This is a genomic window from Actinoplanes sp. CA-051413, assembly GCF_050955795.1.
Classification (GTDB): Bacteria; Actinomycetota; Actinomycetes; order Mycobacteriales; family Micromonosporaceae; genus Actinoplanes.
Window position 1 is genome coordinate 3,420,088 of record NZ_CP192100.1, and the last position, 22,873, is coordinate 3,442,960.

The following is a 22,873-nucleotide window of genomic DNA, read 5'->3' on the forward strand; positions in this document are numbered from 1 at the left end:
ATCAGCGATGGTGCCGGCCGAACTCCGTGTCGATCAGCTCGAACAGCTCGGCGGCGCCGGCCGACTCCAGCCGGACGTCGAGGTCGGCCACGACCTCCGAGGGCCGGCTCGCGTTCCACTGGTTCAGCAGCGACTGCAGGCGCGCCCCGATCTCCAGCCGTTCGTCGTCGTCCACGGTGAGCGTGGCCAGCGAGGCGGCGATCCGGTCCAGTCCCGCCAGGACGGGCAGGCCGTCGCTGCCGGGTGCCAGTTCGGTCAGCAGGTGGTCGACCAGCGCGCCGGGGTTGGGATGGTCGAAGACCAGGGTGGCGGGCAGCCGGAGGCCGGTACTGCCGTTGAGCCGGTTGCGCAGTTCCACCGCGGTCAGCGAGTCGAAGCCCAGATCCTTGAAGGCGCGGCCCGGATCGATCTGGTCGGCGGCGCCGTGCCCGAGCACCGTCGCGATCGTGCCGCGCACCAGCGACAACAGTGTGGCGTGCTGCTCCTCCGGTCCGAGGGCCGAGAGCCGTTCCACGAGCGAACCCGGATCGGTGGCACCGACCGCCGCGCGCCGGGCGGGCAGTTTGATCAGACCCCGCAGCGGTGGTGCGACCATGCCCGAGGCGGCGAGGCCACGCAGGGCGGGCAGATCCAGCCGCGCCGGTGCGAGGGTCGGCCGGTCCAGCAGCAGCGCGGTGTCGAGGAGCGTCAGCGCCTCCTCGGTGGGCAGCGGTGTCACGCCGCCGCGGTTGATCCGGGCCAGATCCGCCTCGTCCAGATGACCGGTCATCGAGCTGGCCTGCGCCCACAGGCCCCAGGCGAGAGCCACCGCGGACAGTCCCTGCGCTCTGCGGTGCAGAGCCAGCAGGTCCAGGAACGTGTTGGCCGCCGCGTAGTTGGCCTGTCCCGGGTTGCCGAGGGTGCTCGCCAGCGAGGAGAACATGACGAAGGCCGCCAGGTTCAGGTCACGCGTGAGGTCGTGCAGATGCCAGGCCGCGTCGACCTTGGGGCGCAGGACCCGGGCCAGCCGGTCCGGGGTCAGCGAGGCGAGGACCCCGTCCTCCAGCACACCGGCGGTGTGGACGACAGCGGTCAGCGGATGCTCGGGCGGTACGGTGCCCAGCAGCGCGGCGACGGCATCCCGGTCGGCGATGTCGCAGGCGGCCACGCTGACGGACGCGCCCAGCGCGCGCAGCTCGTCGGCCAGGTCGCCGGCTCCCGGCGCCTGCGCGCCACGACGGCTCACCAGGAGCAGATGGCGCACGTCGTGCCGGCGTACCAGGTGGGCGGCGACCAGCCCGCCGAGCGTGCCCGTGCCGGTGATCAGCACCGTGCCGTCGGTGTTCAGCCCCGTGGCGGAGGTTGTTGCCGTTTTCTGGTCGGTGTCGCGGGGAACCCGGGCCAGCCGCGGCACGTGGACGACGCCGTCGCGGACGGCGACCTGAGGCTCCTCGGTCGTCAGGACGGCCGGTAGCGCCCGCAGGCTCGCCGCACTCCCGTCCACGTCGACAAGGACGATCCGGCCGGGGTTCTCCGCCTGCGCGGTGCGGGCGAGCCCCCACACCGGCGCCGAGGCCAGGTCGGTGACCGTGCCACCGTCGGGTGCCGTCGCACCCTGCGTCATGAGGACCAGCAGCGTGCTCTCCAGCCGTGGCTCACTGAGCCAGCCCTGCAGCAGCGCCAGCACCCGCTGAGTACCGGCATGTGCGGCCGTCACCACGTCGGCTTCGGGATCGCCTACGTGCGGCACGAGCACCACTGCCGGGGCGCTGCCACCGGCGTCCAGCACGGCCCGCAACGCGTCCAGATCCGCGTGACAGACCAGTTCTCCCCAGTCGCCGGCTGCCCGGTCCGCCGACCCCGCCGGCCGGGAGCCGAGCAGCGACCAGGTGCGCTCCACCGCAGTGGCCACACCGTCCGGCAGCGACACCTCCGGCCAGGTCATCGTGTAGAGCGAGTCGTACGAACCGCCCCGGGCCACGGCCAGCTGGTCCTCCGCGATCGCCCGGACAGCCAGCGACTCGACGGTCACGACCGGGTTGTCGGCCTGATCGCGCACCTCGACCCGGAACGCGTCGGCACCGGCCGGGGTCAGGACGGCGCGCACCTCGCGTGCACCGGTCGCGTGCAGGGTCACCCCCGACCAGGCGAACGGCAGCTGCACCGGCCGGTCGTCGCCGGCGCCGTCGGCCACCGCGCCGGCCCCGAGGGTGTGCAGAACGGCATCGAGCAGAGCGGGGTGGACACCGAACGCGTCCGCCCGCTCGTGTTCCTCTTCCGGCAGGCGTACCTCGGCGTAGAGCCGGTCCTCCTCGCGCCAGGCGCGGTGCAGCCCCTGGAACGCCGGCCCGTAGTTCAGGCCGTGGTCGTTCATCCGTCCGTAGAAGTCCGTCAGGTCGATCGGCGACGCCTGCGGCGGCGGCCAGGCCGTGGCGGTCCGGCCGGTCACGGACGTGCGGCGGTCCGAGAGAGTGCCGCTGGCGTGCCGGGTCCAGGACCCGTCGTGGCCGGGGTCGTCCGGCCGGCTGTGGATGGTGACGCCGCGGGTGGCCGGGCTGCCGGGATCGGCGGAGACGGTGACCTGGATGGTGGTCGGGGTCTGCGGATCGAGGATGAGCGGGGTTTCCAGGGTGAGGTCGTTGAGGTGTGGCGTGTCGGTGTGCCGGCCGGCGGTGAGCGCGAGCTCGACGTAGGCGGTGCCGGGCAGCAGCGTGGTGCCCGTGACGGCGTGGTCCGCCAGCCACGGGTGACCGGTCGCCGAGAGCCGGCCGGTCAGCAGCAGGCCGTCGCCGTCGGCGAGCGACACTGCGGCGCCCGCCAGGGGATGGCCTGCGTCGGTGAGCCCCAGCCGGGCGACGTCGCCGGTGGGCACGGTCTCCTCGAGCCAGTAGCGGCGGCGCTGGAAGGGGTACGGGGGCAGCTCGGCGCGGTCGGTGCGGTCGCGGAAGTGCCCGGTCCAGCCGGTGTCGTTGCCGTTGACCCAGGTGGTGGCCAGGGAGGTGAGGAAGCGGGTGTGGTGGCCCTCGTTGCGGCGCAGGGTGCCGGTGCTGCTGATCGGGTGGTCACCGGCCTCGGCGGTGCCCTGGATGGCGGTGATCAGCACCGGGTGCGGGCTGATCTCGACGAAGTGGGTGTGGCCGTCGGCGAGCAGGTTGGCGATGGTCTCCTGGAAACGGACGGGCCGGCGCAGGTTGGTGTACCAGTAGTCGGCGGTGAGGGCGGTGGTGTCCTGCGTCGTCGTGGTGACGGTGGAGTAGAAGGTGATCTGCGCGGGCTGCGGGTGGGTGTCGGTGAGTAGCGTGGTGATGGTGGCCCGTAGCTCATCGACGTGCGGTGAGTGGGAGGCGTAGTCCACCGGGATCGCCCGGGCCCGGATGCCGCTCCTGTCGCAGTGCGCGAGCAGCTGCTCGACGGCGGTCGTGTCGCCTGACACCACCGTGGCGGTGGGCCCGTTCGTGGCGGCGATGGAGATGCGGGGCTCCCATGGACCGATGAGAGTCGCGGTGTCCGCAGGACCGAGGGTGACCGAGGCCATGGTGCCCTGCCCGGTGATGGCGTGCAGGGCCTGGCTGCGCAAGGAGACGATCCGGGCCGCGTCGGCGAGCGACAGCGCGCCGGCGATGTGCGCGGCGGCGATCTCCCCCTGGGAGTGTCCGACCACGGCGTCGGGCTGGATGCCGTGGTGCTGCCAGAGCCGGGCCAGGCTGGTCATGACGGCGAACAGCGCGGGTTGCACCACGTCGGGACTCTCCAGCGCGGGCGCGCCGTCCGCGCCGGTGATGACGTCGAGCAGGTTCCAGCCGGTGTGCGGGGCGAGGGCCGCGGCGCAGGCGTCGAGGTGCTCGGCGAAGGTGGGCGAGGTCGTGTAGAGATCGTGGGCCATGGTGGCCCACTGGCTGCCCTGGCCGGGGAACACGAAGACCGTCCCGCCACTGCGGGGCTGCTCGGTGGTGCTGAGACCCGGGTGTGGTTCGTCGTTGAGCAGGGCCGTGAGCGCGGCGCGGAAGTCGTCCAGGTCGCGGCCCAGCGCCACGGCCCGCCACGGGAGGCTCCCGCGTACCCGGGCCAGGGCCAGGCCCACGGACTGCGGGTCGGCATCCGGTTGCCGGGCGGTCAGCTCGATCAGCTGAGCCGCCTGATCCCGCAGCGCCTGCGCGGAATGCGCGGACAGGATCCAGGGCACCGGCACACCGGTGGGTTCCGGCTCGGGTTCCGCGACCGGCCCGGGGTCGGGCGCGGCCTCGAGGATGACGTGGGCGTTGGTGCCGCTGATCCCGAAGGACGAGACGGCGGCACGCCGGGGCCGGTCGGTACGGGGCCAGTCGCGAGCCTCGGTGAGCAGGCTGACCGCGCCGCTGGACCAGTCGATGTGCGGGCTCGGCTCGTCGGCGTGCAGGGTCTTGGGCAGGGTGCCGTGCCGCATCGCCATGACCATCTTGATGATTCCGCCGACGCCGGCCGCCGCCACGGAGTGCCCCATGTTGCTCTTGATCGACCCGAGCCACAGGGGCCGGTCCGCGGGCCGGTTCTGGCCGTACGTGGCCAGCAGCGCCTGAGCCTCGATGGGGTCGCCGAGCGTCGTGCCGGTGCCGTGCGCCTCGACGGCGTCCACGTCGGCGGTGCCCAGTCCGGCGTCGGCCAGCGCCCGGCGGATGACCCGCTGCTGGGCGGGTCCGTTGGGTGCGGTGAGGCCGTTGCTGGCGCCGTCCTGGTTCAGTGCCGAACCGCGGACCACGGCCAGGATCCGGTGGCCGTTGCGCCGGGCGTCCGACAGCCGCTCCAGGACCAGCAGGCCGGCGCCCTCACCCCAGCCCGCGCCGTCGGCGGCGGCGGAGAACGCCTTGCTGCGACCGTCGGGAGCCAGCACCCGCTGCCGGCTGAACTCCACGAAGCTGACCGGGCTGGCCATGACGGTGACGCCGCCGGCCAGCGCCAGGTTGCACTCGCCGCGGCGCAGCGCCTGGGCCGCCAGGTGCACGGCGACCAGGGAGGACGAGCACGCGGTGTCCACCGTGACCGCCGGCCCCTCCCAGCCCAGCGTGTACGCCACCCGGCCGGACGCGACACTCGTGGTCGTGCCGGTCGACAGGTAGCCCTCGAGCCCGTCCGGGATGGGGTAGAGCCGTGCGCCGTAGTCCGTACCGACCACCCCGGCGAACACGCCGGCGTTGGCGCCGCGCATGGTGGCCGGGTCGATACCGGCGTGTTCCACGGCCTCCCAGGCCGTCTCCAGCAGCAGGCGTTGCTGCGGGTCGATGGCCAGGGCCTCGCGTTGGCTGATGCCGAAGAAGTCCGGGTCGAACTGGTCGGCGTCGTAGAGGAAGCCACCCTGCCGGGCGTAGGACTTGCCGGCCGCGGCGGGATCCGGGTCGAACAGGTTCGCCAGGTCCCAGCCGCGATTCGCCGGGAAGTCACCGATGGCGTCCGTGCCGGTCGCCACCAGCCGCCACAGATCCTCGGCGGACGCGACGCCGCCGGGATACCGACAGCCGATGCCGACGATGGCGATGGGCTCGTCCGTGGACGCCGTCACGACGCTCTCGGCAGCGACGGCCGAGGGCGTGCCGAGCATGCGGGTCCGCAGATAGTCGCCGATGGCCGCCGGAGTCGGGTGGTCGAACACCAGGGTGGCGGGCAGGCTGGTGCCGGTCGCGACGGCGAGCCGGTTGCGGAGCTCGACGGCGGTCAGTGAGTCGAAACCCAGGTCCTTGAACGCGCGGCCGGGGTCGACCGCGGCGGAACCGGCGTGCCCCAGGACCGCGGCGACGGTACCGCGGACCAGGTCGAGCAGGACGGTCCGCTGCTCGGATTCGTCGAGCTCGGCCAGGCGCTGGGCGAACGGCCACCGGCCACCCGGGCGCCGGGCATCTCGCCGGCCGGCCGGGATCCGGACCAGGTCGCGCAGCACAGGTGGCAGCGCGTCGGCCTCCGCACTGTTGCGCAGCACGGGCAACGGTGCCGTCGCGGCCGGCGGTCCGTCGATCGAGGCCAGGGAGACGGCCGGGAAGCCACGGGCGCGACGGTGCCGGGCCAGCGCGTCCAGGTGGCCCGTGGTGGCGGCGTACCGGTCGGGACCCGTGCCCGGATCGCCGGCGACCGCGACGACGAAGACCGCCACCCCGGGCGCCGCCGCGTCCAGATCCTCGGCCGTCCGGACGTCGGCGCCGTCGCGGGCCGCCACGTGGACGACCGCGCAGACGGGGTGGTCGGCGGGAACGGTGGCGAGCAGGTCCGCGACCGCCGTCCGGTCACCGAGGTCCCGCTCGTCCCGGAGCACTTCGACGCCGGCCCGTTCCAGGTCGGCGATCATCGTCGTCGTGCGCTCTCCAGTGGAGACGCCGGCCAGGACGACCCGCCGGACGCCGGCCTCGGAGACGAGCCGCCGCACCACGGGAGCCGCATCCGCGACCGACCCGGTGAGCACCAGCGTGCCGTCCGGCGCGGGCGCGCGTGGTACGAGCAGGACCAGCGGCGCCGGGGTGTCGGCGTGGCTCAGGTGCCGCATCGCCCCGGCGGCCCGGCGGACGTCCACGGCCCGGGCCGTCACCGGCGGCAAGGAACCGTCTGCGAGAAGCGGCCGCAGGGTATCGACCAGGACAGCGAGCCGTCCCTGATCGGTGCCGGCGAGACGCAGCGCCGCCCCGGGAGCCGACCGCGGCGTGGTGCCGGACGGCGCGGCCAGCTGGTCGCGCATCGCATCGGCGGTGACCGGAACCGACAGTGAGCCGCTTCCGGCCGGGTCACCGGCGAGCTCGGCGAGAGCGCCGGCGGCATCGAGGTAGACCAGCGGTGCGGCCGCCGCCTCGGCATCCGTCCACGCCGCGGGAACGTGCACGAGCAGAGCGGCGTCGGCGATCGCGGTCGTGGCCGCGGCACTGCGGAAGACACCCATGACCCTGTCGCCGGGGGCGAAGCCGGTGACGTCGGGAGCCACCTGCGTCACCACGGCAGCGCCGGCCGAACCGACGTGCGGCAACTCCGCCGATCGCGCGAAGGCGAGGAAAGCCTCGTGCGCGCTGACTGCTGCCGCGCGCACCTGCAGCCTGACCTGTCCCGCCGCGAGCGGCTCCGGGGTGAAGGGGGACAGGGTGAATGCGACGTCCTCCGTACCGGTGAGCAGGGTCAGCCGCCACTCCTGCGCGCCGGTCGGCACGGCTAGCAGATCCACGCCGGCCGGGCTCACCCGCCCGGCGAGCACCTCGCCCGCGCGGACGGCGACGCGGGATTCCCCGGTACGCAACGCAGCAGACACGCTCTCCGCCGTCACGCTGTCGTCCACGTCGAGCAGGACGAAGCGCTCGGGGCGCCGTGACTGGGCGGCCCGTACGACCGCGCACGCCGCGGCCCGGATCGGCGCGGGAGACTCGGCGTACTCGTCGACCGCGACGGCCTCGCGGGTCATCACGACCAGCCGTGAGCCGGACGGGAGGTCGGCCGCCTCGCCCGCGCGCAGCAGTGCGTCCAACTGGTCCAGTGCCTCCGGTGCTGCTCCGGCCGCGCAGTCCCACGGGATGAGGACGACGTCGGGAACCGCGTTCCCGGGGCGGAGGGCCGCTGCGAGTGCTTGCGCGTCCGTGATCGGCAGGAGCGGGGTGTCCGGCGTGGTCGCCGTCCATCCGGGTGCCGCCACCGGCGTCCCGTCCGGAGCCGCACCGACCACGACGCACCGGGACAGGGCGGAAACCTCCGCCGGCACCGCGGCGGGCACCCATTCCAGGGCGGTCAGGAAGTCGTGGCGGGCCCCCGAGCGCTCGAGGTCCGACACCGTGACCGGGCGCAGGGTGAGAGCGTCGACGGCCAGGACCGGCGTGCCTTCGGCATCGGTGGCGTGGACCGACGCCGTCGCGTCGCCGATGGGTGATACCCGGACCCGGAGTGCGGTGCGGCCGGTGGCGTACAGCTCGGCCCCTCGGACGTGGGACGGCAGCCGGCACACGTGCCGGTCGGCCCCCGACGGCAGCAGGGCCGCCGGCAGGAGCGCGGCGTCGAGCAGGGCCGGGTGTACGCCGTACCCGCCGGTGGCATCGCCGTTCTCCGGTAGCGCCACCTCCGCGTACAGGTCTTCGCCCGCCCGCCAGAGCGCGTCAGGAAGTGGCAGCCAAGCGGCACGGGTGATGCCCTGTTCCGCCAGCACGGCCTCCAGCTCGGCCGGATCCACCGGCACCGCGTCCGGGGGTGGCCACGGCATCGCGGCCGGCCGGGTGGCCGGCTCCGCGGTCAGTTCCCCGGTCGCGTGCAGTGACCACGGACGGTCCTCGGTCCCGTCGTCGTCGCCGCGTGCGTCGTCGCCGGTCTCGGGGCGGGAGTGGAACCGCACCGAGCGGCGCCCCGACTCGTCGGGACCGACCACGAGTTGCAGTTGCAGACCGCGACGCGCCGGGAGCACCACGGGCAGGGTGATGTCGAGTTCCGCAACCCGCGGGTAGCCGAGCCGGCCGCCCGCGTGCAGCGCCATCTCGACCAGCACGCTCTCCGGCAGGACGCTGACCCCGCCGACCGTGCGGTCCTGGTCGTCGGCGGCGATCCGGCCGCTGAACAGCAGCTCCTCGTGGTCGGCGAGGGCGACCGTGGCGCGCAGCACCGGGTGGTCGTTGGCCTCGAGACCGAGGTCGTCCGGGCGCCCGGACGACGCGGCGGCCAGCAGCCAGTAGCGCTGGTGGTCGAACGGGTAGGTGGGCAGCCCGGGGGTGATCTCGGCGGCGGGTGTGCCGGCGGGCGGGTTGGGCAGCGCGGCGGCCGGGTGCCGGGCGTGCAGCGTGGCCAGCGCGGTGTGCAGGGCGTGGGCGTCGGACTGCTTGCGGTGCAGCGTGGGCAGCACGGTGCCCGGGAGCTCGTGGTGGGCCAGCGTGTCGGCGGTCATGGTGGTCAGCGCCGCGTCGGGTCCGACCTCGAGGTAGGTGGCGACCTGGTGGGTGGCGAGGTGGGTGACGGCGTCGGCGTAGCGGACGGTGCCGCGCAGCTGCCGGGTCCAGTAGGCCGGGTCGGTCAGGTCCGTGTCCGGTTGTCCGGTCAGGGTGCTGACGATGGGGATGGCCGGTTGGTGGTAGGTGAGGGTGGCGGCGACGTCGGCGAGCTCGTCGAGCAGCGGATCCATGTGGTGGGAATGGAACGCGTGGCTGACGTTGAGCGTGTGGGTCCGCCGGCCCTGTTCGCGGAAGAGCGTGGTCAGCGTCGTGATGGTGTCCGGGTCGCCGGAGATGACGGTGCTGGTCGCGCTGTTGACCGCGGCGACGAACGCCCGGCCCTCGTAGCCGTCGAGGGCGGCCCGTACCGTCTGCTCGTCGGTGTCGACGGCGGCCATCAGCCCGCCCGGGGTGCTGCGGTGCTGCATGAGCCGGGCGCGGGTGGTGACCAGCACGGAAGCGTCGGCGAGGTCGAGGATCCCGGCCACGTGCGCGGCCGACAGTTCACCGATCGAGTGCCCGACGAGGTGGTCCGGGGTGACGCCGTGTGCGGTCAGGAGCCGGTAGAGGGCGACTTCGACGGCGAACAGTGCGGGTTGGGTGTAGAGGGTCTGGTGCAGCAGGTCGGGGTCGTCGGCGGTGCCCAGGATCAGCGGGAGCAGTGGCTGCGGCAGATGCAGATCCAGGGCGGCGCACACTTCGTGCAGCGCGGCGGCGTAGACCGGCTCCTGCCGATAGAGCTCCGCACTCATCCCGGAACGCTGGGCGCCCTGCCCGGTGAACAGGAACGCGACGCCACCACCCGCGTCCGTGGCGCCGGCCGAGGTGACCAGATTGGCCGCCTGCCCGCCGTGCGCCAGGGCCGTCAGAGCGGTACGCAGCTCGTCGACGTCCGCACCCCAGAGGACCGCCCGATGTTCGAACCGGCTGCGGGCGTTCAGCGCCGCGCCGACCGACGCCAGGTCGATGCCGGCGCCGGCACTCAGATACTCCAGAAGCCGGGCGGCCTGTCCCTGCAACGAGGCGGGGCTGCGCGCCGACAGCCGCCAGAACACCACGGATCCCTGCTCCGGCCGGGACGTGGCCGCCGCCGCGGGCCCCTCCTCCAGGATGACGTGGGCGTTGGTGCCGCTGATGCCGAAGGACGAGACGGCGGCGCGGCGCGGCCGGTCGGCGCGGGGCCAGTCATGGGCTTCGGTGAGCAGGTTGACCGCGCCGCTGGTCCAGTCGATGTGCGGGTTGGGTTCGTCGGCGTGCAGGGTTTTCGGCAGGACGCCGTGCCGCATGGCTTGGATCATTTTGATGATGCCGGCGACGCCGGCGGCGGCTTGGGTGTGGCCGATGTTGCTTTTGATGGAGCCGAGCCATAGGGGTTGGTTGTCGGGGCGGTTCTGGCCGTAGGTGGCGAGCAGGGCTTGGGCTTCGATGGGGTCGCCGAGGGTGGTGCCGGTGCCGTGGGCTTCGACGGCGTCGATGTCGGTGGTGCTGAGTCCGGCGTCGGCCAGCGCGCGGCGGATGACGCGTTCCTGGGCGGGTCCGTTGGGCGCGGTGAGGCCGTTGCTGGCACCGTCCTGATTGACCGCCGAGCCACGGATCACCGCGACGATCGGGTGCCCGTTGCGCTCGGCGTCCGACAACCGTTCCACCACCAGCAGGCCCACGCCCTCGGCGAACCCCGTCCCGTCGGCGCCCGCCGCGAACGAGCGGCACCGGCCGTCCGCCGACAGCCCGCGCTGCCGGCTGAACTCGACGAACAGTCCCGGATCACCCATCACGGTCACGCCGCCGGCCACCGCCAGCGTGCACTCACCGCGGCGCAGCGCCTGCACGGCCAGGTGCAGGGCGACCAGTGACGAGGAGCAGGCGGTGTCCACGGTGACTGCGGGACCTTCCAGGCCGAAGGTGTACGCCACCCGGCCCGACGCCACGCTCGTCGTGTTGCCGGCCAGCAGGTAGCCCTCGTACTCGGCGGGAACCCGGCCGGTGGGCGGCGCGTAGCCCTGCGCGATGGCACCGACGAAGACTCCGGTCTGGCTACCACGCAGCGACTCCGGATCCAGCCCGGCCCGCTCGAACGCCTCCCAGGTGCCCTCGAGCAGCAGCCGCTGCTGAGGGTCCGCGGCCATGGCCTCGCGCGGGCTCATACCGAAGAAGTCCGCGTCGAACAGGTCCGCGTCGTGCAGGAAACCACCGGCCGTGACGTACGAGCGGCCGGGCCGGTCGGGATCCGGGTCGTAGAGCTCCGCCACGTCCCACCCGCGTCCCTCGGGGAACGCCGAGATGCCGTCGCCGCCCCGGGCCACCAGGTCCCAGAGCCCGTCGGGCGAGCTGACGTCGCCCGGGAAGCGGCAGCTCATGCCCACGACAGCGATCGGCTCGTGGGCCTTGGCCGCCAGGTCGTGCAGCTGGGTCCGGGCCTGCCGCAGATCGGTGGTGGCCCGCTTCAGATAGTCGCGGAGCCGGTCTTCATTCCCCATGGACGCGTTCCCCTTGCTCGCAGAGTCCGGTGCGTTCATCGCTGTCACGACAGTCCGAGTTCGTTGTCGAGGGCCTCGAACAGCTCCTCGTCGGTTGCCTGGTGCAGGTCCTCGGCGTCGGCCGGGCCGCCACCGGCCGTCACCCCGCTCCAGCGCCGCAGCAGCGTCTGCAGCCTTACGGCCAGCTCCGACCGGTCCGGTGCCTCCCACGAGACCGTGGCCAGCGCCGCGTCCAGCCGATCGAGCTCGCCGATCAGCGCTGACGTGCTGTCGGCGGGCGCCGGCCCCAGCTCGGCCAGCAACAGGTGGGCGAGCGCCGCCGGAGTGGGATGGTCGAAGACCAGGGTGGCCGGCAACCGCAGTCCGGTGGCGGCGTTCAACCGGTTGCGCAGCTCCACCGCGGTCAGCGAGTCGAAGCCCAGCTCCTTGAACGCCCGCTCGGCGCCCAGATCATCGCCGTTGCTGTGGCCCAGCACCGCGGCGGCCTGGTCGCGTACCAGCCTGAGCACCAGGGCGAGCTGGTCCGGGCCGGTGAGCCCGATCAGGCGGTCGGCCAGCGGCACGCCGCCGGCGCGCGAGACGCCGGCCGCCACCGGCCGTGCGGTGCGGACCAGGCCGGACAGCAGGGCCGGGACCGGTGTGTCACCGGCCCGGCTCAGCGCCGCCACGTCGAGCTTCATCGGTACGAGCACGGCCCGGGCGAACTCGGCTGCGGCGTCTAGCAGGGCGAGCCCCTCGTCGGTGCTGAGGGCCGCCGTACCCTCCCGGCCCAGCCGCCCACGGTCGGTGCCGTCCAGATGCCCGGTCATGCCGCTGGCCTGCGCCCACAGTCCCCAGGCGAGCGACACCGCGGGCAGGCCGGCGGCCCGCCGGTGCAGGGCGAGCGCGTCGAGGAACGCGTTGGCCGCGGCGTAGTTGCCCTGACCGGGATTGCCGAACGTGCCGGCGGCCGAGGAGAACAGGACGAACGCCGCGAGATCCAGGTCGGCGGTCAGCTCGTGCAGGTGGCAGGCCGCGTCCAGCTTGGGGCGCAGGACCTCGTCGAGGCGCTCGGCCGTGACGGCCGTGACGGTGCTGTCGCTCAGTACCCCCGCCGCGTGGACCACCGCCGTCAGCGGATGCTCGGCCGGGACCGTCTTGAGCAGACTGGCCACCGCCTCCCGATCCGCCGTGTCACAGGCCGCCACGACGACGGTCGCGCCCAGCCCGGTCAGCTCCGCCCGCAGCGCGGCCGCATCCGGGGCGTCCGGGCCCCGGCGGCTGGTGAGCAGCAGGTGCCGTACGCCGTGCCGCTCGACGAGATGCCGCGCCACCCGGCCACCCAGCGTGCCGGTGCCGCCGGTGAGCAGCACCGTGCCGCCGGGACGCAGCGGGGCCGGCACAGTGAGGACCACCTTGCCCACGTGCCGCGTCTGGCTGAGGTAGCGGACGGCCTCGGGAGCCCGCCGGATGTCCCAGGCGGTCACCGGCAGTGGCCGCAGGACGCCCCGGTCGCACAGGTCCCGCAGTTCCACCAGCATCTGCTGGATCCGCTCGGGGCCCGCATCGAGCACGTCGTAGGCCTGGTAGCGGATCCCGGGCCAGCGGGCCTGCGTGGCGTCCGCGTCACGGATGTCGGTCTTGCCCATCTCCAGGAACCGTCCACCCGGACCCTGCAGCGCCAGCGACGCGTCGATGTACTCCCGGGCCAGTGAGTTGAGCACCACGTCGATCGTGCGACCGCCCAGCACCGCGCGGAACCGGTCGGCGAAGTCCAGCGTCCGGGAGGAGGCGATGTGCGTGTCGGGGACTCCCTGCCCCCGCAGGGTCTCCCACTTCGCCGGGCTCGCGGTGCCGAACACCTCCACCCCCCAGTGCCGCGCGAGCTGCACCGCCGCCATGCCCACGCCGCCGGTGGCGGCATGGATCAGCAGGGACTCGCCGCGCCGGATGCCGGCCAGGTCGACCATGCCGTAGTACGCGGTCATGAAGACCACCGGCAGGCCCGCGGCCTGCGCGAACGACCAGCCCCGGGGCATCCGGGTGAGCAGCCGCTGATCGGTCACGGACACCGGCCCGATACCGCCGGTGAGCAGGCCCATGACCCGGTCGCCGGCCGCCACCGAGGTCACCTCGGCGCCGACCTCCAGCACCACCCCGCTGGCCTCGCCACCGGTGGGCCGCTCGTCGTCGGGGACCATGCCGAGCGCGATGAGGACGTCACGGAAGTTCAGCCCGCAGGCGCGCACGGCGACCCGGACCTCACCCGCGCCGAGCGGTCGTTCCGCGTCGTCGCTGGGCAGCAGCGCCATGCCGTCCAGCGCGCCCGCGCCGGTCAGCTCCAGCCGCCAGCTGGTGCTGTCCGGGACGGCCAGCATCCCGGTGCGGTCGGCGCGGGTCAGGCGGAACGCCAGGACCTGGCCGTCCCGTACGGCCAGCTGCGGTTCGCCTGACGCGACGGCGTCCACCAGCGCGCCGGCCGCGGCATCCGGGGCCGGCCCGCCCATCTCCAGGTCCACGAGGACGAACTGCCCAGGGTTCTCGGTCTGGGCCGTACGCACCAGCCCCCAGCTCGCCGCCCCCGCGAGATCGCGGGGGTGGTCGCCCGTCCGGGCCGCCATCGCGCCCCGGGTGACCAGGACCAGCCGGGAATCGTGGAAGCGATCACCGGCCAGCCAGTGCTGGACGAGGGTGAGCGTGCCGTGCAGGGAGGCCCGTACCGTCTCCGGCAGATCACCGCCCGCGGACGTGCCGGCCTCCGCGGCGAGGGTGACCACGACGACGTCGGGTGCCGCCTCGGCGGAGGCCGCCAGAGCGGCCAGGTCGGCGTGCCCGGTGACCCGCGCACCGCGGGCGCGGAGGGCATCGGCGAGCCCGGTGTCGTCCGCCCCCAGCACGGCCCACGTGCCCGCCCCGGGCGAGGCGGCCACGTCCACCGGCATCCAGTCGTGCTCGAACATGTCCTGACGGTCCGCGTCCGGCCGGAGCCGGTCGAGCGACACCGGGCGCACGGCGAGGGCCGACACCGTCAGCACGGGCGCACCGTCCGGATCGCCGGCGTGGATCGAGACCGTTCCCGTCTCCGACCGGGACATCCGGACCCGCAACACCGTGGCGCCCGTACGGTGGGCGGTGACGCCGCTCCACGAGAAGGGCAGCGGAACCGTCCCGTCCGGCCCGGTCTGCCCGGCCCCGGCCAGCGGGTGCAGCGCCGCGTCCAGCAGGGCCGGATGGACGACGAAGTCGCGCGCGGACTCGTGCAGGTTGGGCGGCAGGGCCACCTCGGCGAGCAGGTCCTCGCCGTCGCGCCAGACCCGGCGCAATCCCTGGAACGCCGGACCGTAGTCCAGGCCGTACGCGGCGAGCTGCTCGTACAGTCCGTCCACCCCGACCGGTTGCGCCGTGGCCGGTGGCCAGTCACCCACCGGCACCGAGGCCGGCGCCGGGGTGCGGGAAAGGGTCCCGGTGGCGTGCCGGGTCCAGGCGCCGTCGCGGTCGTTGTCCGGCCGACTGTGGATGGTCACGCCGCAGGTGCCGGCGTCGGCCCGGGTCACCGCCACCTGAATCGCGGTCGGGCCGGTGAGGACGAGTGGAGCCTCGATGGTCAGCTCGGTCACGTGCGGGGTGCCGGTGTGCTGGCCCGCGGCGAGGGCGAGCTCGACGTGAGCGGTGCCGGGCAGCAGCGTGGTCCCCGCGACGGCGTGGTCGTCCAGCCACGGGTGGGTGGCGGCCGAGATGCGCCCGGTCAGCAGCACGCCGTCGCCCTCGGCGAGCGGGACCGCTCCGGTCAGCAACGGATGCCCGGTACGCGCCCCCGAGGCGTCCGCCGCCGGCGCATCGAGCCAGTAGCGGCGGCGCTGGAAGGGGTAGGTGGGCAGCTCCGTGGGCCGGCTGTGCGGGTGGTGGTGGGCCCAGGAGGTGTCGTTGCCGTTGACCCACGTGGTCGCCAGCGAGGTCAGGAAGCGGGTGTGGTGGCCCTCGTCGCGGCGCAGGGTGCCGGTGACGCCGGCGGTGTGCCCGGTGACCTCGGCGATGTCCTCGACGGCGGTGGTGAGCACCGGATGCGGGCTCACCTCCACGAAGTGGGTGAACCCGTCGTCCAGCAGGGTGGTGACGGTCTCCTGGAAGCGGACGGGTTGCCTCAGGTTGGCGTACCAGTAGTCGGCGTCGAGGTTGGTCGTGTCGAGTGGTCCGGCGGTGACAGTGGAGTAGAAGCCGACGGTGGCGGCCTGCGCGGCCGTGCCGGCCAGCACCTCGGTGATCGTGGCGTGGAGCTGCTCGACGTGCGCGCAGTGGGAGGCGTAGTCGACGGGGACCCGGCGGGCGCGGATACCGGCCGCCGCACAGTGGGCCAGCAGTTCGTCGACGGCGGTGTGATCGCCGGAGACGACGGTGGCCGCAGGCCCGTTGGTCGCCGCGACGCTCAGCCGTGGCTGCCATGCGGTGAGCAGCTCCGTGGCCTCCTGTGGGCCGAGGGTCACCGACGCCATCCCGCCCTGGCCGGTGATCGCGTGCAGCGCCCGGCTGCGCAGGCTGACGATGCGGGCGGCGTCGGCGAGGGTGAGGGCCCCGGCGATGTGGGCGGCGGCGATCTCCCCCTGGGAGTGCCCGACGACGGCGTCGGGGTTGATGCCGTGGTGCGCCCAGAGCCGGGCGAGGCTCACCATGACGGCGAACAGGGCGGGCTGCACGACGTCCGGGGACTCCAGGGCGGGCGCGTCCGGCGAGCCGCTGATCAGGTCGATGAGGTCCCAATCGAGGTGCGGGCGCAGGGCCTGCGCACACGCGTCCAGGTGGCCGGCGAACACCGGCGAGGTGCGGTAGAGCTCGTGTGCCATGCCGGCCCACTGGCTGCCCTGCCCGGGGAACACGAACACCGTTCTGCCGGTGACCGGCCGGCTCGTGACAGTCAGCAGCGGGTGCGGCAGCCCATCGGCGAGGGCCGCGAGAGGTGCGGAGAAGTCGGCGAGGTCCGTGCCCAGCACCACGGCGCGGAACGGCTGACCGGTGTCCCGGGCCGAGGCGAGCGTGAGGCCCACATCACCGGGCGCCTGCTCGGGACGGGCGGTGACAAGGTCGTGCAGCTGCCGTGCCTTGTCCCGCAGTGCACCCTCGGTACGCGCGGAGATGACCCACGGCAGTCGCCCGCCGGGCGTACCGGCCTCCGGCTCGACCGGTCCGACCGGATCCGCTGGGGCCTGTTCGAGAATGACATGGGCGTTGGTGCCGCTGATCCCGAACGACGACACCGCCGCCCGGCGGGGCCTGCCGGTCTCGGGCCACGGCCGCGACTCGGCGAGGAGACTCACCGCGCCGCTGGTCCAGTCGATGTGCGGGCTGGGTTCGTCGGCGTGCAGGGTTTTCGGCAGCACGCCGTGGTGTATGGCTTGGATCATTTTGATGATGCCGGCGACGCCGGCGGCGGCTTGGGTGTGGCCGATGTTGCTTTTGATGGAGCCGAGCCATAGGGGTTGGTTGTCGGGGCGGTTCTGGCCGTAGGTGGCGAGCAGGGCTTGGGCTTCGATGGGGTCGCCGAGGGTGGTGCCGGTGCCGTGGGCTTCGACGGCGTCGATGTCGGTGGTGCTGAGTCCGGCGTCGGCCAGTGCGCGGCGGATGACGCGCTGCTGGGCTGGTCCGTTGGGTGCGGTGAGGCCGTTGCTGGCGCCGTCCTGATTGAGGGCGGAACCCCGGACCACGCCCAGGATTCGGCGGCCGTTGCGCTGGGCGTCCGACAACCGCTCCAGCAAAAGCAGACCGGCTCCCTCACCCCAGCCGGTGCCGTCCGCGTCCGCGCCGAAGGCCTTGCACCGCGCATCCGCGGACAACGCCCGCTGCCGGCTGAACTCGATGAACAACCCCGGAGAGGCCATGACCGTGACGCCGCCGGCCAGGGCCAGCGTGCACTCACCGCGGCGCAGCGCCTGCGCGGCCAGGTGCAGGGCGACCAGGGACGAAGAGCAGGCGGTGTCCACGGTGACCGCAGGCCCGGCCAGCCCCAAGGAGTACGCGACCCGGCCGGTCGCCACGCTGCCGGCACTGCCGTTGCCGATGTACCCGTCGAACGACGCCGGGTCGTGGTGCAGGCGGGAACCGTAGTCGTTGTACATGACGCCGGCGAAGACGCCGGTGTCCGAGCCGCGCATCGCGGCCGGATCGATCCCGGCCCGCTCGAAGGCCTCCCAGGCGGTCTCCAGCAGGAGGCGCTGCTGCGGGTCCACGGCCAGCGCCTCACGCGGGCTGATGCCGAAGAACTCCGGATCGAACTCGTCCGCCCGGTAGAGGAAACCGCCCTGCCGGGTGTAGGACTTGCCGGCCGCGGCGGGGTCCGGATCGAAGAGGTTCTCCAGGTCCCAGCCCCGGTTCGCCGGGAAGTCACCGATGGCGTCGGTGCCGGCGTCGATGAGCCGCCAGAGCTCCTCGGGCGATTCCACACCGCCGGGGTACCGGCAGCCGATCCCCACGATCGCGATCGGCTCGTCGGTGGCGGTCGCCCTGACCAGCTCGGCCGCGGCGGCCCGGGGACGGATCTGCCCGGCGAGGTGCTCCACCAGGGCCGCCGGTGTCGGGTGATCGAAGACCAGAGTCGCCGGCAGCCGCAGTCCGGTCGTGGCGGCGAGGCGGTTGCGCAGTTCGATGGCGGTGAGCGAGTCGAAACCCAGATCCTTGAACGCCCGGGCCATGTCCACGGCTGCCGCGCTCTCGTGACCCAGGACCGCCGCGACGGCGGTGCGGACGAGGTCTGGAAGAGCCTTCTCCTGGGCCACGACCGTTGCGGCGGTGGCTCGCCGGGTGGGCGTGCGTACCAGGCTGTGGAGTGGTGCGGGGAGGTTGCCGGTGGTGGCGTGGGTGCGCAGGGTGGGTTGGTGGAACGAGGCGGCGGTGATGGTGGGGTGGTTCTGGCGTAGTGCGGTGTCGAGCAGGTTGAGGGCTTCGGGGGTGGGGAGGGCGGTGACGCCGGTTCGGTGGTGGGTGTTGGTGAGCTGTCCGGTCATGTCGCTGTTCTCGGCCCACAGTCCCCATGCGATGGAGGTGGCGGGTAGGTCTTGGTGGTGGCGGTGTTGGGCGAGGGCGTCGAGGTAGGTGTTGGCGGCGGCGTAGTTGGCTTGTCCGGGGTTGCCGAGGATGCCGGCGATGGACGAGTAGAGGACGAAGTGGGTCAGGGGTAGGTGTCGGGTTTGCTGGTGTAGGTGCCATGCGGCGTCGGCTTTGGCGGTGAGCACGGTGTGCAGGGTTTCCGGGGTTTGGTTGGTCAGTGCGGCGTCGTGCAGGACACCGGCGGTGTGGATGACCGCGGTGATCGGGTGTTGGGTGAGGAGGCGGGCGAGGGCGTCGGGGTCGCTGGTGTCGCAGGCGGCGATGGTGACGGTGGCGCCGAGTGTGGTGAGGTCGGCGGTCAGCGTGTCGGCGCCGGGGGCGTCGGGTCCGCGGCGGCTGGTCAGCAGGAGGTGCCGGACGCCGTGGTGGGTGATCAGGCGGCGTGCGGTGAGGGCGCCGAGGGTGCCGGTGCCGCCGGTGATGAGCACCGTGCCGTCGGGATCGAATCGTCGGTCGCCGTCGACGGTGGCTGGGGTGAGGCGGGGGATGTGCAGGGTGTTGTCGCGGATCGCCAGTTGGGGTTCGCCTGAGGCGGCTGCGGTGAAGATGAGGTCGGTGTCGCCGTCGGTGTCGATGAGGGTGATGCGGTCGGGGTGTTCGTTCTGGGCGGTGCGGAGCAGGCCCCAGACGGGTGCGGTGGTGAGGTCGGGATCGTCGGTGGTGGCGTTGCGGGTGACCGCGACGATGCGGGTGTCCTCGGCCAGGAGCTCTTGAAGGGTGGCGAGGCTGCGGTCGAGGTGGTCGTGCATCGCCTGCAGAGAGCCCCCGGAAGTGGCTGCGGTGAAGTCGATGACCCTGAGGTTCGGGTCCGGTGACTGAGGTTCGGCTACGGATAGGGGCTGCCACTGCAGGGTGAACAGCGTGGACGATTTCGGCGGTGACACGTTTGCCGGGCGCAGGGCCAGAGACTTGATCTCGGCAATGGGCGTGCCATCCACACCGGACACCACAATGGAGACGGCGCCCTGATCCTCGCGGTGCAGTTGTGCGCGGAAGGCACCACCCGCGGCGGAGAACAGGGTCACTGAGCCGAAGGAGAACGGCAGCTCCACCGTGTCACCCGAGGCCGCGAGAGGGTGCAGCGCCGCGTCGAGCAGCGCCGGATGCAGGCCGTACCCGTCGGCGCCGGTCGTCTCCTCGGGAAGCGCCACCTCGACGAAGTAGTCGTCGCCACGTCGCCACGCCGTACGCAGGCACTGGAAGGACGGGCCGTAGTCGAGGCCCCGGTCGGCCAGCACGTCGTACAGGGCGTCGACGTCCAGCTCCTCCGCGCCCGAAGGTGGCCACTGTGTTTCTCCGGCCGGAAGGCCGGCGGGCGTGTCGGTGAGGAAGCCGTCGGCGTTGCGGACCCACGGCGCGTCGGCGTCATCCCCGGTGGGCCGGGTGTGGATGTGAATGGGACGCCGGCCGGTGGCGTCGGGCGCGTCGACGGTGATCTGCAGCTGGAGAGCGTCGGCGACCGGAAGGAGCACAGGGTTCTCGAGGACGAGCTCGTCAACGTGGTGGTGACCGGTGTGTCCAGCGGCGTGCACGGCGAGGTCGAGCAGCGCGGTGCCGGGCAGCAGGGTGGTGCCGCCGACGGTGTGGTCGGCCAGCCACGGCTGGGTGTGACGGTTCAGCTGCGCGGTCAGCAGCAAGGCGTCGTGCTGGGCCAGCTCGGTGCAGGCGCCCAGCAGCGGGTGCTCGGCGGTACGCAGGCCGAGCCCGGTGGCGTCCCGCAGACCTTCCGGTGCGTCGAGCCAGTACCGCTGCCGGTCGAAGGCGTAGGTGGGCAGATTCGCGTGGTGCCCGGTGGCAGTGTGCGGCGGGGGAAGGTGGCCGTGCACGTGCAGAGTGGCGAGGGCGACGTCCAGTCCGTTGGGGTGGTCGCGGCGTAGCAGCGGCAGGACGGTGTGGTCGGTGGTTTCGCGGGTGGCGGGGGTGAGGGCGGCATCAGGTCCGAGTTCGAGGTAGGTGTTGACCTGGTCGGCCAGGTGGGTGATGGCGTCGGCGTAGCGGACGGTGCCGCGTACCTGTCGGGCCCAGTAGCCGGGGTCGGTCAGGTCCGTGTCGGACAACCCGGTCAGGGTGCTGACGATCGGAATCGTCGGCGCGTGGTAGGTCAGGGTCGAGGCGACCGCGGCCAGCTCATCAAGCAGTGGGTCCATGTGGTGGGAGTGGAAGGCGTGGCTGACCGTCAAGACGCGGGTGCGGATACCGGCCTCGCGAAAGGAGTCGGCCAGGGCGGTGACCGCGTCGGGATCCCCCGAGATCACGGTGCTGGTCGAGCTGTTCACCGCCGCGATGTGCACCCGGTCGGTCAGGGCGGCGCGCACGGTTTGTTCGTCGGTGTTGATGGCGGCCATCAACCCGCCCGGAGTGCTGTGGTGCTGCATCAGCCGAGCCCGGGTGGTGACCAGCAGAGCGGCGTCGGCGAGGTCGAGGATCCCGGCGGCGTGTGCGGCGGAGAGTTCACCGATGGAGTGCCCGACCAGGTAGTTGGGGGTGACGCCGCGCGCGGTGAGCAGCCGGTACAAGGCCACTTCGACGGCGAACAACGCCGGTTGGGTGTAGAGGGTTTGGTGCAGCAGGTCGGGGTCGTCGGCGGTGCCCAGGATCAGCGGCAGCAGAGGTTGCGGCAGGTGCGGGTCGAGGGCGGCGCAGACCTGGTCGAGGGCAGCGGCGTAGACGGGTTGGTCGGTGTAGAGGTCGGCGCTCATGCCGGGGTGTTGGGCGCCTTGGCCGGTGAACAGGAACGCGACACCACCGGGCGTGGCCGTTCCCGTGACGGCGTTGGCAGCGTCCTGGTTGGCGGCGATGGCAGTCAGGCCGCGGCGGAGATCGTCGAGGGTGTCGCCCCAGATGATCGCGCGGTGTTCGAACTGGGTGCGGGTGGTGGTCAGGGCGTCGGCGATCGCGGTGGGGTGCAGGTGTGGGTGGGTCTCGATCCAGCTGTCGAGCCGCTCGGCCTGGGCCCGAAGTGCCGCCTTCGTCTTGGCGGACAGCACCCAGTGCACGGGGTCGGTGTGATCCGGGGCGGCCGGCGCGTCGGCGGTGTCGGCTTGTTCGAGGATGACGTGGGCGTTGGTGCCGCTGATCCCGAACGACGACACCGCGGCGCGGCGGGGTCGTCCGGTCTCGGGCCAGGACTGCGGCTCGGTGAGGAGGCTGACCGCGCCGCTGGACCAGTCCACGTGCGGGCTCGGTTCATCCGCGTGCAGAGTCTTGGGTAGCAGGCCGTGTTGCATGGCCAGGACCATTTTGATGACGCCGGCGACGCCGGCGGCGGCCTGGGTGTGGCCGATGTTCGACTTGAGCGAGCCCAGCCACAGCGGCTGGTCCGCGGGCCGGTCCTGGCCGTAGGTGGCCAGCAGCGCCTGGGCCTCGATCGGGTCACCGAGCGTGGTGCCGGTGCCGTGTGCCTCGACTGCATCGATGTCGCCGGTGCCGAGCCCGGCATCCGTGAGCGCCTGACGGATCACCCGCTGCTGCGATGGACCGTTCGGTGCGGTCAGCTGACTGCTGGCACCGTCCTGGTTGACCGCCGAACCGGTCAGGACGGCCAGGACCCGGCGGCCGTTACGCCGCGCGTCCGACAACCGCTCCAGCAACAGCAGGCCGGCGCCTTCACCCCAGCCGGTGCCGTCCGCGCCGGCACCGAACGACTTGCACCGGCCGTCCGGGGCCAGCCCCCGCTGCCGGCTGAACTCCACGAAGCTGCGCGGGCTCGCCATCACCGTCGCGCCGCCGGCCAGCGCCAGCGTGCATTCGCCGCGGCGCAGCGCCTGAGCGGCCAGGTGCAAGGCGACCAGCGACGACGAACAGGCCGTGTCCACCGTGACGGCGGGACCTTCGAAGCCGAATGTGTACGCCACCCGACCCGAGGCGATACTCCCGGCGCTGCCGCTGCTCAGGTACGCCTCAAACCCGTCCGGCGCGACGGGCAACCGCGACGCGTAATCGTGGTACATCACGCCCGCGAAGACACCGGTACGGCTGCCACGCAGTGCCGTGGGGTCGATGCCGGCCCGCTCACACGCCTCCCACGCGGTCTCCAGCAGGAGCCGTTGCTGCGGGTCCACGGCCAGGGCCTCGCGCGGGCTCATGCCGAAGAACTCCGGATCGAACCGGTCGGCGTCGTGCAGGAAACCCCCGTGCCGGGTGTACGACTTGCCCGCCACGTCCGGATCGGGATCGTAGAGGCCGTCCACGTCCCAGCCCCGGTTGTCCGGGAACTCGGAGACGGCATCGCGGGCCTCCGTCACCAGGGACCACAGCTGCTCCGGTGAGTGCACGTCGCCGGGGTACCGGCAGCCGATGCCGACGATCGCGATCGGCTCCCGCGCGTCGGCCTCCACCTCGCGCAGCCGCTGACGGGTCTGCTGAAGGTCGGTCGTGACACGCTTGAGGTAGTCGCGAAGCCTGTCCTCGTTCGACATCGGGAACCGCTCCTCTTCCTTG

General features: G+C 73.0%; 2 protein-coding genes. Both read right to left on the bottom strand.

Annotated elements, in window-relative coordinates:
• Position 1: 1 nt before the first annotated feature.
• The gene (locus tag ACQP2Y_RS16165; RefSeq protein ID WP_433728942.1) at positions 2–11,407 is read right to left on the bottom strand and encodes an SDR family NAD(P)-dependent oxidoreductase; all 11,406 of its coding nucleotides are present in this window, start codon (positions 11,405–11,407) and stop codon (positions 2–4) included.
• A complete protein-coding gene (locus ACQP2Y_RS16170) occupies positions 11,404–22,851 on the bottom strand; it encodes an SDR family NAD(P)-dependent oxidoreductase (RefSeq protein ID WP_433728944.1) in 11,448 nt (3,815 codons plus the stop codon). Before ACQP2Y_RS16170 ends, ACQP2Y_RS16165 begins: the two co-directional genes overlap by 4 nt.
• Positions 22,852–22,873: the final 22 nt, after the last annotated feature.